Genomic DNA, 14,609 nt, shown 5'->3' with positions numbered 1-14,609 from the left:
GCGTTGTGGACCGCGCCCCCCCCGCCCCCGTGCGTCCCCGGCGGACGGGGGGGCGGGTGTTCTAAACCCGGCGCCGCACCCGCCCCCTCCCTTCGGGTAGGGAAGGGAGGGGCCGGGCCGGCCTACCGTGTCGGTGTCGCCACCGGCGCCGGCGCGTAGCCGGTGGGCCGGGCCGTGAAGGTGCCGCGGCCCTGGGTGCGGCTGCGCAACCGGGTCGCGTAGCCGAACAGTTCGGCCAGCGGCACGGAAGCGGTGACGACGGCCGCACCGGCCCGGGTGACCGAACCGGTCACCCGGCCGCGCCGCGCGGCGAGATCGCCGAGCACACCGCCGACCGCGTCCTCGGGCACGGTGACCGTGACCTCGACGACCGGCTCCAGCAAAACCATCGCGCAGGCGCGCAGGGCTTCCCGGAGACCGAGCCGGCCGGCCGTGCGGAACGCCGTGTCCGAGGAGTCCTTCACATGGGTCGCCCCGTCGGTGAGCGTGACGCGCAGCCCGGTGACCGGATGTCCGCCGAGCGGCCCCTCGGCCAGGGCGTCACGGCAGCCGGCCTCGACCGCCCGGACGTACTCCTGCGGCACCCTCCCGCCGACCACGGCCGAGCGGAACGCGAACCCTCCCTCCTCGTACGGCTCCACGTCGAGGACGACATGGGCGAACTGCCCCGCCCCGCCGTCCTGCTTGACGTGCCGGAACACCAGACCGGACACGCCCCGGCCGACAGTCTCGCGGTGACTGACCCGGGGGCGGCCGACGTTGACCTCCAGCCCCAGCTCGCGCCGGAGCTTCTCCACCGCCACCTCCAGGTGCAGTTCGCCCATGCCGGACAGCACCGTCTGTCCGGTCTCCGGGTCGGTCCGCACGACCAGCGAGGGATCCTCGTCGGTCAGCCGCGCCAGCCCCGACGCGAGCCGGTCGGTGTCACCGGCCCGGCGGGACTCGATCGCGGCCGACACCACCGGCTCGGCCACACCGGGCGGTTCGAGGACGAGCGGCGTGTGCTGCGCGCACAGGGTCGAGCCGGCGCGGGCGGACTTCAGCCCGATCACGGCGACGATGTCCCCGGCGACCGCCCGGTCCAGCGGGGCGTGCCGGTCCGCCCGGACGCGCAGGATCCGCCCGATCCGCTCGGTGCGCCGCGCACTCGCGTCCCACAGGGTGTCTCCCTTCTCGATCGTGCCCGAGTAGACGCGCAGATAGGTCAGCCGTCCCGTCGAGGTGGCGTGCACCTTGAACGCGAGGGCGGCCACCGGTGCCGCGGGGTCGGCGGCCCGCTCCTGCTCCTCGCCCTCGTGCGTGCCCCTGACCGGCGGCACGTCCAGGGGCGACGGCAGATAGGCCACGACGGCGTCCAGCAGCGGCTCGACACCGCGGTTGCGGTACGCGGAGCCGCACAGCACGACCACGCCGCCACCGTCACGGGTCACCTCGCGCAAGGCCGAGACGAGGGTCCGCTCGCCCAGCGCGCCCGTGTCGCAGAACTCCTCCAGCGCGCCCGGGTGCAGTTCCGCCACGGCCTCCTCCAGCGACCGGCGGCGGGCCAGGGCCTCGCCCCGCAGGTCCTCGGGGACCGGCACGTCCTCGGCGGTGCCGTCGTCGGCCCACAGCAGTGCGCGCATACGCACCAGGTCGACAACGCCGGTGAAGGTGTCCTCCGCTCCGATCGGCAGCTGCACGGCCAGGGGCGCCGGGTGCAGTCGCTCCCTGATCGACGCCACTGCCGCGTCGAGGTCGGCTCCGGCACGGTCCATCTTGTTGACGAACGCGATCCGGGGTACGCCGTACCGGTCGGCCTGCCGCCACACCGACTCGCTCTGCGGCTCCACACCGGCGACCGCGTCGAACACGGCCACCGCACCGTCGAGCACGCGCAGGGCACGCTCCACCTCGTCGGCGAAGTCGACGTGCCCCGGGGTGTCGATGAGGTTGATCCGGTGACCGTCCCAGGCGCAGCTGACCGCCGCGGCGAAGATGGTGATGCCCCGGTCGCGCTCCTGCGGGTCGAAGTCGGTGACGGTGGTGCCGTCGTGGACCTCACCGCGCTTGTGAGTGGTGCCGGTGGCGAACAGGATCCGTTCGGTGACGGTGGTCTTGCCGGCGTCGACGTGGGCGAGGATGCCGAGGTTGCGGACGACGGAGAGCGGGTTCGGGTGGGTGCGCACGGCCCGGGGCCTTTCGGTGCGATCGGGAGAAGGGCAGCGCGATTCGCGGGCGATACGGGCAGTCGGCACCCGTACCTGACGTTACGTCAGTGTCTGCGGGTGTCCGAAGCGTTCGTCCCGGTCAGCCGGTGCCGCCGCGCAGCGGGCACCGGAACGACGAAGACACGAGGATCACCTCGTAGCGCGGCAGGGAGACGACGACAGCGGCGTGGTCACGCATGGCCGTCTCCCTTCGTTCGTCGCGACGATGCCCGGCGCTCGGTAGGCGGCGCCGGGTTCGTCCGTGAGTGTAGGGAGACTGGAGGGAAGGGAGCCAGGGATTATTCCGGCGGGGTGGGCGTGTCGTGCGTGCGGTACATCGCCTGGACGTCGAGTTCCAGTTGCACCGTCGGGCCGACGACCGCGATGCCCCGGGCCAGCATCGAACGCCAGTTGAGCGTGTAGTCCTCGCGGTGCAGTTCCGCCGTCGCCAGGGCCGCGCAGCGCAGCTCCTGGCCGTAGCCGCCGTTCACGGTGCCGAGGTACGTCGTGTCCAGGGCCACCGAGCGGCTGACGCCGTGCATCGTGAGAGAGCCCTGCAGCGTCCACTTGGTGCCGCCCCGGTAGGCGAAGCGGGCGCTGGTGAAGTCGATGTGCGGGAAGCGCTCGACGTCGAGGAAGTCGGCGGATCGCAGGTGGTTGTCGCGGGTGGTGTTGCCGGTGGTGATGCTGGAGGCGTCGATCCGGACGTGCACGCGGGAGTCGGCCATGTCCGGGGCGATCCGGATGCCGCCCTCGAAGCGTTCGAAGCGGCCGTGCACATGGGCCATCCCGACGTGCTTGGCGATGAAGCGGATGGCCGTGTGCGGCGGGTCGAAGAGCCAGGTTCCGGGCGTCGGCAACTGGAGCGCCTCGGCGGGCTGCAGCCAGACGCGCTCGGTGGCCGTCGGGGCGCCCGGGCCCGTCTCGATCGTCTCGCGGTGCGGCCGCAGGCCCTCCGCCGAGATGAGCAGGCTGTACCGGCCGGGCGGCAGCGCCGCGAGGAAGTATCCGTACGGATCGGTCGTGCCGCGGGCGGCGACACGGTGGGTGTCCAGGGCGGTGACGGTGACGTCCGCGGCCGCCAGGGGCGAGCCCATCGGGTCGACGACCTCGCGGGCCACGGCGCCCGCGCCGTCGGGAAGGGGGAGGGCGAGGCCCGCCGCTGCGGCGGAGGTGCTCTTGAGCCACCGGCGCCGGAGCAGTGCGAGGGCCATGGTGGTCACCTTTCTTCGGGTGTGCGGCCGTACGAGCGGCGACTCGGCGCACGTCGACGGCCGCACCTTGCTGCGGTCACACCCCCTTGTCGATCTTGACGGGCCGGGTTCGGGAACGGGTGTCTCAATACGAGACAGTCACGACCGTCCCCCGAAGAGGCGCGCGTGCTCGGCGGCCCACCCGGCGAAGGTGCGCGCCGGCCGGCCCGTGACCTTCTCCACGGTGCCCGAGACCGTACGGCCCACCTCGGGGGTGTTCCCGTACGCCATGAGCAGGAAGTCGATGACGTCCTCCGGGAGGCCCGCCGCCCGCCACTGCGCGAGAGCCTCTTCCTCGGTCAGCTCGACCAGGGTGATCTCCCGGCCGGCGGCCGCCGCGATCGTCTTCACCTTGTCGCCGACGGTGAGCACGACGGGCCCGGTGATCACGTACTCCTGGCCGCCGTGCCCCTCCTCCGTGAGCGCGACCGCGGCGACGGCGCCGATGTCACCCTCGTGGACCATCGCGCTCTGCCGGTCGACGAACGGCTCCCGCACCTCGCCCGAGGCCACGATCCCCTCAGCCCACTCCAGGGCGTTGGCCATGAACTCGACCGGCATGAGCACGGTCCAGTCCACGCCGTCGGCCGCGCGCACCGCGTCCTCCAGCGGGGTGGGGCCACCGCCGTGCAGCACGGTGACGCGACGGACACCGGCGGTGCGGGCGAGCTCCAGGATCCGGGGGCCGGTCTCCAGCGGGCTGAAGGCGGCGCCCCCGAAGGTGATCAGATGGAGGCCGGTGACGCCCTCCAGGGCCGGGGCCAGGCCGTCCGGCTCGGTCAGGTCGCCTTCGACGACCTCGACGCCTGTCGGGAACGAGGCCTTCCCGGCGTCACGTGTGAGAGCACGCACCTCGTGCCCCCGGTCGAGCAGTTCGGCGACGACCTGACGGCCGACGGTTCCGGTGGCGCCGGTGACGAGAATCCTCTGCGTCTGAGTCATGGCACGACCCTAGGAAGGATTGAGGTCACCTTCTGTCCGCAGTCTCAGGCGGCTCGGGGGCCGTGCGTGCGGTTCTCGATCGGGGGTCATCGTTGCGGCGGGCGCAGCGATGACACGTCGTCCGGAAGCAGCTCCGGATGGTACGCCGCCAGGGCCGCGCCGCCCAGCCACCAGCCGCGGTGGACCAGGGCACGGCACAGGCCCGGGTCGAGTCGGTCGAACACGGTGGGGACGAGGGCGAGATGGCGGCCGTCGTAGGCGGCGTCCTCGGGGAAGGCCGCGCGCCAGCGGCGCAGGGCGGCAGGGCCGTCCGCCGGGAAGTCGGTGGAGAGCTGGACGAGGATCCCGCGGCGGGCACCGCGCGGCGGTTCACCGTCCGGACCCGAGGCCCTCGCGCGCTCGAAGCGTTCGACGACGGCCCGGGTCCGCAGCGTGGTGCTCTGCCGGTACAGCAGCGAGTTCGCCCGCGCCAGATCCCGGACCACCGGGACGCGTCCGTAGACGCCGGGGCGCAGCAGGCCACCGGCGTTGAGGGCGCACAGGAAGGCGTGCCGGTAGCGGTCCGCGTCGATGGCCTCCAGACCGGTGTTGTCGTAGGTGCCGCCGTCGAGCAGCGCGGGCGGGTGGGTGGCGCACGGGAAGGGGGCCCGGTCGAGGACGACCGGCGGGAACGCGCCGGGCACCGCGGCGGAGGCGGACACGGCCCGGCTCAGCCGCAGCCGTGTGCCGGCCGTGGAGGCCAGACCGATGGTGTAGTCGCCGTACACGTCGCGTTCGAAGGTGAAGCGGGCACCGGTGGTCAGGTTGGCCGCGTTGACGATCCAGCGCACCTGCGGGTCCAGGCGCTCCAGTTCGGTCTCCCGCAGGAACCACTCGTCCAGACGCCCGGCCAGGAGATCCGTACGGGTCGAGGGGCCGATGGTCCGCCACAGGCCGCGGACGAGGGCATGTTTGAGGGAGCGGGAGGAGACGCGGTCGACGACCGGCTCGACGAGCAGCTCGTCGACGGCGCGTGCGGTGAAGTGCTCCCGCCGCAGCTCGGGCCAGGCGGTGGCGAGGCAGCCGTTGGCGACCGAACCGCCGGACACGGACGAGGAGTACCGCAGCCGGGAGAGCAGCCCGGTGTCGGCCAGCAGCCGCACGAAGCCCAGGGCGGCGAGGGTGGCGCGGAACCCACCGCCGGACAGGGCGAGCGCGACCGGGTGTGCGGTGGCGGGGGGTTCGGCGGGGCGGAGGGCGTCGCCGCAAGGGCGGGCCGTGAGGCCGGTACCGGCGGCGGGCGAGTCGACGGCCCACTGCGGTCGGGCGGCCGGCCCGGCGCCGGTCGGGGCCGTGGCCGGGGCGGAGGGGGCGGGGGCCTGCCGGGAGGTGGTCATGGCGGGTCTCCGATCGTGATCAGGAGCGCCTGCTCGGCGGGCGCCCGGACGTCGACGCCGAAGGCGCGGCCTTCGCTCAGACGTGCCAGTTCCTCCTCGGCGAACGGGATGTGGTTGGTCAGGTGGACGGTGTACGCGTCGTCCGGCGCCCGGGACTCGACGAGCCAGCGCAGGGTGTCCTCGCTGGGGTGGTGGTGGCGGATGCCGTCGGCGGATATGACGTAGTGGTCGGCCCGCACCTGCTCGAAGAAGTCGGCTTCGACGTTGCGGTCACTGCCGTGGTGCGGCAGTTTCAGCAGGTCGACGTGGAGGGGTTCCGAGTCGTCGAGCAGGCCCAGTGCGCGCAGTCCGGACAGGACGCGGTCGCCGCGGGCGTCCCCGGTGAGCAGGGCGGTGCGGCCCGCGTGGCGCAGCAGCAGGACGATGCTGGAGAGGTTCGGCACCGACCCGTCGGTGTATCCCGCGGTGATGACGTCGGGATCGCCGCGCTGTTTCGCCTTGCGCCACCGTTCCTCCAGTTCCTCCAGCGCCTTTTCGTCCGGCGCGACGACCGTGACGTCCAGGTCGTCGAGGACGGTCTCGGCGCCCTCGGTGAGCGGGCCGCCGAACGGGGCGTTGCCGTCCAGGTGCAGTGCGGTGGCCGCGTTGCGGATGTTGCGCCCCTGGCGGTAACTCGCCCCGACCGCCGCGTCGGTGGCGGCACGTTCGACCAGTGGCCGGACGGAGGCGCTCAGCCCGGGGGTGCGCCGGTCGACGAGTTCCTCCACGGAGTTGAACCACAGGGTGTCCACCGCGTACGGCAGGGCGTCGCCGTCCTGCTGGGCCTGCCGCATGTCGCGGAGGAGCCGGTCGAGCCCGTCGGCGTGGTCGTCGTCGACGTGGGAGAGGCACACGACGTCGAGGTGGGGCGGGTCGTCGCCGTCCGGGCCGCCGAGCTGCCGCAGCCGGCCCCGGAGCGTGGCCCGGTAGACGCCGCCGGGGCCGCCGTCGACGAGCATGACCCGCTCGTGGGGTGTGCCCCAGTGGACGAGGAAGCAGTCGCCGTGGTGGGCGTCGAGGAATTCGAAGGTGAACATGCCGGCTCCTGGCGGATGGACCGATCGTCAGACGGACTGGATGGCGCGCAGCACGTCGACGAGCCCGTGGCCCTGGAAGTGGCGTTCGCGAGCCAGGTCCGTCGCGGTGGCGCAGAGGATCTCCTTCACGCGTTCAGGGCGGCCGAGCAACTCCCGGTGGCGGGCCAGCAGCATGGCCGCGGCTCCGCTGACATGGGCCGCCGCCTGGCTGGTGCCGTGCATGGCGGCGATGCCCTCGCCGGGGATGGGGCCGTCGATGTCCTCTCCCGGTGCCACCAGGTCGGGCTTGGGCCGGCCGTCGCCGGTGGGGCCCCGGCTGGAGAAGTAGCTGACGCCGTGGCGGTGGGGGTTGCTGCGGTGGGTGGAGCCGACGGTGATGACGGACTCCGCGTTTCCGGGGTCGGAGATGCTGATGTTCCGGTAGTCGGCGCCCATGGTGCGCGCGGTGCCGGCGAATCCCGCGTTGCCGGCCGCGGTGACGACCACGACGCCGGACCGCGTCAGGCGGTCGCACTCGACGCACACGGGGGTCCATCCGGTGGAGTGGCTGGCGACGTCGTGCGGGACCGACAGGCTGATGTTGACCCCGGCGATGATGAACCGGCCCGCCTGCTCGTTGATGTGACGGATCGCCTGCAGCGCGGTGACGATGGAGAACTCGTCGCCACCGCCGTCGTCGTCGAGGACCCGGACGTCGTAGAGCCGGATGCGCGGGCAGACGCCGCGGAAGTCCAGCTCCGGCCACCAGCCGCCGATGATGCCGGCGATGTGGGTGCCGTGCTGGTCGCCGGGCGGTGGCCGTGCGGGCTGCTTCGGGGAGGGGGTGGTCTCGACAGAGGGCAGGGCGGCCGCCCAGTTGACGAGGCCGCCCACGAGCACGGCGGCGGAGAGTTTCTCCCGTACACCGGTGAAGTCGAAGGAGCGGGCGATACGCGTCTCGAGCCGCTGCGGCGTCGGGCCTGTGGTGTCCCAGTCGTGGAAGGCGGGGTGGCGCGGGTCGATGCCGCTGTCGACCACGGCCCAGCCGATGGAGGCGGTGTCGACCGAGAAAACCTGCTCCGCCGCGTCGGCTTTGATCGTCCGGCGGGACCGTACGACTGCTCCGGTCGCGGGCCGGTTCGTGGTCACGGAGACGACCGGGTACTTCTGTCTCCGGTCGGCCACCCGCCCGACGGGTGCGTGGGGCCGGCGCACGGGGCCGGTGTCCACGACGACGGCGTCCAGCATGTCGACCAGCACGCCGGTCACGGCCTGTTCCCGCGCCTCGCCCCGGCCCAGGTCCGGCCTCGCGTTCCGCACGACGCGGTGCAGCAGCCTCAGCAGCCAGGTGACGTGACGGCCGCGTTCCTGCCGGCGCTCCATGCTGTCGTGGATCTCGCTGGTGGCGGGTGTCCTGACGTGCCCGGCGAGAGCTGCTTCGACGCCTTGGGTCCCGCCGTCGCGGGCGATTTGGTGGGCGACCCGCACCGCACCGGCCAGACTGGTCAGGGGCAGGACGTCGCTGACGAGTTCCTTCAGGGTCAGCTGCGCCGCCACGAAACTGCCGGCGGCGATCGGACGGCACTTCTCCATCAGCCCGCGGCTCTGGAAACGCTCCAGCACCTGCTCGACGCCGTACTCCTCACGGATCGCGAGAATCAGGTCCTGCCGCGCCCGCTCTCCCGTCCGGACCACGGCCCCCGGGCCGTCGGCGTCCTCCCGCGAGGACGGCGGCCGGGCGAACGCCAGCCACACGTCGAAGTGGACGGGGCAGTAGGTGGCCCACAGGACAGGTACGGGACCGTCCCCGTAGAACACCGCTGAGAGGTCGGCTCGGTCCATGTGGACTCCCGGTGCGCGTGCGTGCGGTCCTGCGCAAGGCGGTGGGAGACGGCGACAGCGGCCGGAGGGCCTGTTCTCATCTTCCGCCCTGGTCAGGGACGCCGCAACCGCGCGCTCACGGCTGGTACGGGCCTGCCCGCCGGCGGGGACGCCTATGCCGTTGAGGGCGGGCCGCCTTCGTACGCCGCGAGCAGCACACCTCGAACCCCCTCCGCCGTCACCTCGCGCGGGTTGGCGTACGGCTCGCCCGCGGCCCGGGTCGCCGCCGGAGTGAGGTCGGCCTCCGTGAGGCCGAGTTCGGCGAGGGAGCGCGGGGCACCGAGACGGCCGGCCAAATCCCACAGGGCTCGGGGCACGTCGTCGGTGCCGAGGGCGCGGCGCAGTACGGTCAACGCCCGCGGGGCGGCGGGGGCGTTGTGGGCGAGGGCGTAGGGCAGGACGACGGTGTGGGTCTCGGCGTGGGGCAGGCCGTAGGTGCCGCCGAGGACATGGCACAGCTTGTGGTGCAGGCCCATGGTCGTCGCGCCGAGGCACGCGCCGCACAGCCATGCCGCGTACAGTGCGCGGCTGCGCGCGTCGAGGTTCTCCGGGTCGACGGCCAGCCGCGGCAGCGCCTCGGTCATCGCCCGGACGCCCTCCTCGGCCATGACCGTCACCAGCGGTGAGGCGTCTGGGGCGTACAGCGCCTCGACGGCGTGCGCGAGTGCGTTGATCCCGCTGGTCACGGTCAGCTGCACGGGCAGGGAGAGGGTGAGCCGGGGGTCGTAGACGACGCTGCGGGGCTGGACGACCGGGTCGCGGCCGGTGCGTTTGGTGCCGTGCTCGGTCAGGCCCCAGACCGGGGTCATCTCGGAGCCCGAGTAGGTCGACGGTACGGCGATCAGCGGCAGTCCGGTGCGCAGGGCGATCGCCTTGCCGAGCCCGATCGCGGAGCCGCCGCCGACCGCTACGCATCCGTCCGCCCCGGCCGCCCGGACGGCCGCGACGGCCCGGTCCGCGTCCTCGACGGGCACGTGCATCCGGGCCTCGGCGTGCAGCCCGGCGCAGCTGTCGCCGAGCGCGTCCGCGACCGCCCGCGCCACCTGTTCGCCCCGGCGGCCGGACACCACGAGCAGCCGCCTCAGACCCAGGCGCCCCGCCTCGCCCGGGGTCGCGGTGACGGCCGCGCCGGGCCGGAACACCACCCGGACGGGCCGGGTTTCGTAGCTGAACTCGTCCTGGAACGTCATGCGGCCCGCTCCAGTACGAGGTCGAAGCCGGCATGCCGGAACGGGTTCTCCACGCCGAACTCCCGGGCCAGCGCCGGGTCGTCGGTCTCCGTGAAGTCCTGGACGAGGCTCTGCTTCACGGCGAACACCGCGTCGGAGTCGAGGTAGTCGCCGCCGGCCACGAAGATGTGCGTGGTGACGGGCGTGTGGCCCTCGGCCGCGGCGATGAAGTGGATGTGCGCGGGGCGGTAGGGGTGCCGCCCGGTCGCGCGCAGCAGCCCACCCACGGGACCGTCGGTGGGGATCGGGTACGCCGCCGGGACGCAGGTGCGGAACCAGAAGCGGCCCTCGGTGTCGGCGGTGAACAGCCCGCGTCCGTTGCCCGCGGGCTGGACGCCGGGCTGCTGGACGTCGTAGTGGCCCCGGTCGTCGGCCTGCCAGACGTCGACGACGGCGCCGGGCAGCGGGGTGCCGTCCGCGGACCGCACCCGGCCACTGACCACGCACTTCTCACCCCGGCCCACCAGGTCGATGTCGTCGCCGAGCGCGCGCGGCGGCGACTCGGTCATGTGGAAGGGGCCCAGCACGGTCGACTCGGTGACCCCTGCCGCGTGATCGCCGTTCAGGGTCTCCACCAGCATGGACAGGCCCAGTACGTCCGACAGCAGGATGAACTCCTGCCGGGTGTCGGTGCAGGCCTGGCCGGTCGCCGTCAGGAAGGCGATCGCCCGCTCCCACTCCTCCTGGGTGAGACGGCTCTCGCGCGCGAAGTCGTGCAGATGGCGGACGAGGCCGGTGAGCAGTTCACGCAGCCGCGGGTCGGCGGTCCCGCGCAGGCTGGCGAGAGCCTGCTCGGTGACGCCGGCCCTGGTCCCGTCGGTGGTCATCCCGGCTCCTCGTCTCGACGTCCGCTTCTTCCATGATGGCGCGCTCACCCGTGCCCGAGGATCCGCCGTAGCGCGTCCGCGAGCAGTTCCCCGGCGGTCGGAGCGGCGCAGGCGTGACGGAAGGCGACGAAGCCGTCCGGGCGGACGAGGAGGGCGCCCGCGTCGGAGGTTTCGCGCAGGCGTGCCCAGTCGCCGTAGGGGTCCTCGTACTCCTGGCCGGGCCCGATCACCACGGTGGCGATCTCGATGTCCTGGGCCGAGGCCGCCCGCACCCAGTCCTCGCCTCCAATGCCGGTCAGCAGGGTGAAGCGGCCCCGGCCGACGGTGTCGAGGGTGGAGAGCGTGCGGGTGCCACGGGTGATCCAGGCGTGCGGGAGCCGGGCACCGGGCCGGGTGGACGGCTGGTGGTGCAGTTCGGGGTCGCGGGGGAAGCCGGGGTCGGGCGTGCCGTCCGGGACGATCGCGGCGGAGCTCTCCGCGGGATAGCGCTGATTGAGGTCGACACCGTGTGCGTTGAACTCGTAGACCTTGAAGGCGATCGCCTCGCGCAGCTTCGCCCGCTGTTTCTCGGCGGCCTCGGTGGCGTCCTTGCGGGCGCCGATGTTGGCCCAGAGCTGCTCGGGGGTCTGCGGGGTGAGGCCGTCGAGGGCCTCGAAGACCGGGGCGGTCTCGCGGATGGACCGGTTGGCGCGGGTGACGATCTGCCGCCCGATGGGGGCGCGTTCGGCGGTGTAGCTGTCGAGCAGCCGGGGGTGGGCGGCGCCGTCGAGGACCAGCTTGAGCTTCCAGGCGAGGTTGTAGGCGTCCTGGATAGAGGTGTTGGAGCCGAGGCCGTTGGACGGCGGATGCCGGTGGACGGCGTCGCCGGCGCAGAAGACCCGGCCGTTCGCGTACGTCTGCGCGTACATCTCGTTGACGGTCCACGCCGAGGACGACGTGACGGTCACGGGGATGTCGTCGTCGCCCACGAGCTTGCGAACGATCGACTCGGCGTACTCGGTCGTCAGGTCGGGGGCGCCGGCGCTCACGTCGTAACCCCAGACGATCAGCCACTCGTTCCAGGGGCGCACGCAGCGCACCAGGCCCGCGCCGATGCCGCCGACCGTCGCGCCCGGGGCGAGGACCCAGTAGAGGGTGGAGGGGCGGTGAGCGGTGTACTTGCTCAGGTCCGCCTCGAAGACGATGTTGATGCTGCCGGCCACGCCCATCTGGCCGCCCATCGGCAGCCCGGCGTCCGCGGCGACCTTCGACCGTCCGCCGTCGGCGCCGATCAGGTACTTGGCGCGGATCTCGTACGTGTCCCCGCGCAGCCGGTCGCGGACGGTGGCGGTGACGCCGTCGGCGTCCTGGGTGTGGGAGAGGTACTCGTTCTCGAAGCGGAGCCGGGTGCCCCGGGCGACGGCCGCGTTCACGAGGACCGGCTCCATGAGGTGCTGCGGCATGTCGCACATGCGGGTGGGGCTGGCGAGTTCGTGTTCGGCCTGCACGAGCGGGTCGTTGCCCCAGGAGCGCACCCGGCCCAGTTCCTCTCCCGCCAGGCTGGTGCAGAACGTCGTGTTGCCCATCAGGTGCTGTGGGGTGGCCTGCGCGACGACCTCCTGCTCCACGCCGAGGTCGCGCAGCACCTCCATGGTGCGCTGGTTGGTGATGTGCGCACGGGGGGTGTCGGCGAGGCTCGCGTAGCGGGTCACCACGATGTTGGGGACGCCGTAGGTGCTCAGGGCCAGCGCGGCCGAGGCACCGGCCGGGCCGCTGCCCACGATGAGGACGTCGGTCTCGACGACGGTGGCCATGCGGCGCTCCTGCGAAAAGAAGGGGTCGGGCGGCGGATGCGGAACGTGCATGATCATGGGGTGCTCCGGACGGGCGCGGGTGTCTCATTACGAGACACCGGGTTGTCCACGAAGGGCGGCGCCGGTTCCTCATGAGGAGACACCGTGGAGGAGGCGAAGGGCGGAACCGGGACCCGCGGTTGTTTCCTGTTCAACCGAACCCGCTACGGTGGGCCGTGCCGTGACCACCACAGACCCCTCCCCCGCAGCCACCGCCCGGCCCTCGCTGCGCCTCGCCCGCGAGCGGTTCCTGTCGGGGCGTCCGCTGCCCCGGGGCGTGCCGGAGGAGGTCGTCGCGGCGTGGCGGCGGGCCCGGTTCTTCGGCGTGCCGCACGACTTGGCGGAGCCTGCGGCCCGTCCCCCGCTCGCCGGGGAGCCGACGCTGCTCGGCGCCGCCCGGCCGGTGCTCGACCGGATCGTCCCCGCGCTGGGCGTGGGCGGGGAGCTGCTCGTCCTGACCGACGAGCGGCTGCGCGTGCTGTGGACCGCGGGGAACGCACCGCTGTTCGGCGCGTGCCCCGTCCTGTCGGAGCAGGAGGTCGGCAACAACAGCGCGGCGCAAGCCGTACGCGCCCGGGGCCGGGCCGAGGTGCACGGGCCCGAACACTTCCTCGACCGGTGGCAGGACGTGTCCGCGGTCAGCGTCCCGGTGCTCGGGCCGGAGAACGGGCAGGTGCTGGGCACCCTGACTGTCGTGACACAGCTGTGTGCCACGGGAGCGCCGCACCCGCAGGCGGCCTTCGCCGAGGCGACGGTTGCGGCGATCGAGACGGAGCTGCGGGCACGGGCCGGGTGGGACGAGCGGGTGTTGCTGGACGCCTATGTGCGGGCGGCGCGGGGGCCGGACCGGGCCGTGGCGGCACTCGACGGCCGCAACAGGCTGGTCAGCGAGGCGGCCCAGCGGCTGCTGACGCCCGAGGTGCTCGGGGTGCTGGAGCGTACGGCGGTCGGCGCGTGGGACACGGACGTCACGGGCTTCGCGGAGTTGCCTGAAGGAGCCGGGTGCACCGCGCGCGTCACTCCGGTGCGGGTGGACGGCAGGACCATCGGGATCGTGGCCGCCCTGGAACCGCTCGACGATCCGGCGCCCAAGGCCTCGGCCTCGGTCTCGTCCCCGCCGGTCGCCCTGACCGGCTCCTCGGTCCCCTGGCGGCACACCGTCGGGCATGCCGTCGAACTGGCCCGCTCCCGGGAGCCCCTGCTGCTCACCGGCGAGCGCGGTACGGGCAAGTCCGCGCTGGCGCGGGAGTTGCTCGGGCCGGGCCCCGTCCAGGTCGCCGACGCGGCGCGGGACACCGGCCTCGACCAGATCCTGACCTCGTGGCACTCCGATCGCCCCCTCCTGCTCCGTCACGCCGAGCGCCTCGCGCAGCCCGGCGTGGCCGCGCTCAACTCCCTGCTCGACCAGCACCCGGACACCCGGCTGCTGATCACCTACACACCCGGCGCGCCCGCCGGACCCTGTCTGCAGCGCCTGCTGGACAAACTGTCCGCCCGCTCGGTGACCCTGCCTCCGCTACGGGAACGTGCCGAGGACATACGGGAACTCCTGCCGGCCTTCACCCCTCGCCCGGCGCCCGGGCAGCCGCCGCTGACCTGGAGTCTGGACGCTCTGCGCGCGCTGGAGCGGCACCCGTGGCCCGGCAACGTCACCGAGCTGGCCCATGTCGTACGGGCTCTCGCGGAGCACCGGCGGATGTCCGGGCCTGTCCGCCGCTCGGAGCTGCCGGACGCCGTCCGGGAAGGACCGGCCGCTCGTCCGCTCAGCCCGATGGAGCATGCCGAGCGGGCCGCGATCCTGGAGGCGCTGCGCCGACATGGCGGCAACAAGGCTCGCGCGGCGACCGCGCTGGGGATCGGCCGGGCGACGCTGTACCGCAAGCTGCGGGGGTACCGGCGCTGATCCTGGGTGATGGGGGTCATGCACAACAGCTCGGGCGGGTCGAGAAGATCTCGACCCGCCCGAGCTGGTCTGTGTCCGAGGGGGGACTTGAACCCCCACGCCCGATAAAGGGCACTAGCACCTCA

10 protein-coding genes are annotated in these 14,609 nt (G+C 73.2%); 1 reads left to right on the top strand and 9 read right to left on the bottom strand.

All coding sequences use genetic code 11. The features are described from left to right. Positions 1–122 precede the first annotated feature (122 nt). The 9 genes from fusA to ABT116_RS30790 form a co-directional block, all read right to left on the bottom strand. Complete coding sequence (gene fusA, locus ABT116_RS30830) at positions 123–2,165, bottom strand: elongation factor G (protein WP_351640566.1); 2,043 nt, start codon at positions 2,163–2,165, stop codon at positions 123–125. A 320-nt stretch (positions 2,166–2,485) separates the two neighbouring features. After that, positions 2,486–3,400: a YceI family protein gene (locus tag ABT116_RS30825; protein ID WP_351640564.1), complete on the bottom strand. Its 915-nt coding sequence runs from the start codon at positions 3,398–3,400 to the stop codon at positions 2,486–2,488. Positions 3,401–3,538: 138 nt separating this feature from the next. Continuing rightward, entirely contained in the window at positions 3,539–4,381 is an 843-nt protein-coding gene (locus ABT116_RS30820; RefSeq protein ID WP_351640562.1) for an NmrA family NAD(P)-binding protein, read from the bottom strand. Between the two features lie 86 nt (positions 4,382–4,467). After that, positions 4,468–5,757 carry a patatin-like phospholipase family protein gene (locus ABT116_RS30815; RefSeq protein ID WP_351640560.1) on the bottom strand — a complete coding sequence of 430 codons (1,290 nt, stop codon included), beginning with the start codon at positions 5,755–5,757 and terminating at the stop codon, positions 4,468–4,470. Next, complete coding sequence (locus ABT116_RS30810) at positions 5,754–6,833, bottom strand: ComEC/Rec2 family competence protein (protein WP_351640558.1); 1,080 nt, start codon at positions 6,831–6,833, stop codon at positions 5,754–5,756. The genes ABT116_RS30815 and ABT116_RS30810 overlap by 4 nt, the downstream gene beginning before the upstream one ends. Positions 6,834–6,860: 27 nt before the next feature. Then, the gene (locus tag ABT116_RS30805) at positions 6,861–8,654 is read right to left on the bottom strand and encodes a S8 family serine peptidase (RefSeq protein ID WP_351640557.1); all 1,794 of its coding nucleotides are present in this window, start codon (positions 8,652–8,654) and stop codon (positions 6,861–6,863) included. 152 nt (positions 8,655–8,806) lie between these two features. Further along, complete coding sequence (locus tag ABT116_RS30800; RefSeq protein ID WP_351640555.1) at positions 8,807–9,883, bottom strand: maleylacetate reductase; 1,077 nt, start codon at positions 9,881–9,883, stop codon at positions 8,807–8,809. Further along, positions 9,880–10,749, bottom strand: coding sequence for a dioxygenase family protein (locus ABT116_RS30795; protein ID WP_351640554.1), 870 nt, complete (start codon positions 10,747–10,749; stop codon positions 9,880–9,882). The genes ABT116_RS30800 and ABT116_RS30795 overlap by 4 nt, the downstream gene beginning before the upstream one ends. Before the next feature lie 44 nt (positions 10,750–10,793). Next, the gene (locus ABT116_RS30790; RefSeq protein ID WP_351640553.1) at positions 10,794–12,542 is read right to left on the bottom strand and encodes an FAD-dependent oxidoreductase; all 1,749 of its coding nucleotides are present in this window, start codon (positions 12,540–12,542) and stop codon (positions 10,794–10,796) included. A 220-nt stretch (positions 12,543–12,762) separates the two neighbouring features. Here ABT116_RS30790 and ABT116_RS30785 point away from each other — a divergent pair, with 220 nt between their 5' ends. Continuing rightward, positions 12,763–14,484 (top strand): sigma-54-dependent Fis family transcriptional regulator, encoded by a 1,722-nt coding sequence (locus ABT116_RS30785; RefSeq protein WP_351640551.1) that lies wholly within the window; start codon positions 12,763–12,765, stop codon positions 14,482–14,484. Positions 14,485–14,609 lie beyond the last annotated feature (125 nt).

The sequence above is a fragment of the Streptomyces sp. NPDC002130 genome, assembly GCF_040296465.1.
Taxonomy (GTDB): domain Bacteria; phylum Actinomycetota; class Actinomycetes; order Streptomycetales; family Streptomycetaceae; genus Streptomyces.
This window is presented reverse-complemented; position numbering and strand designations above follow the sequence as displayed.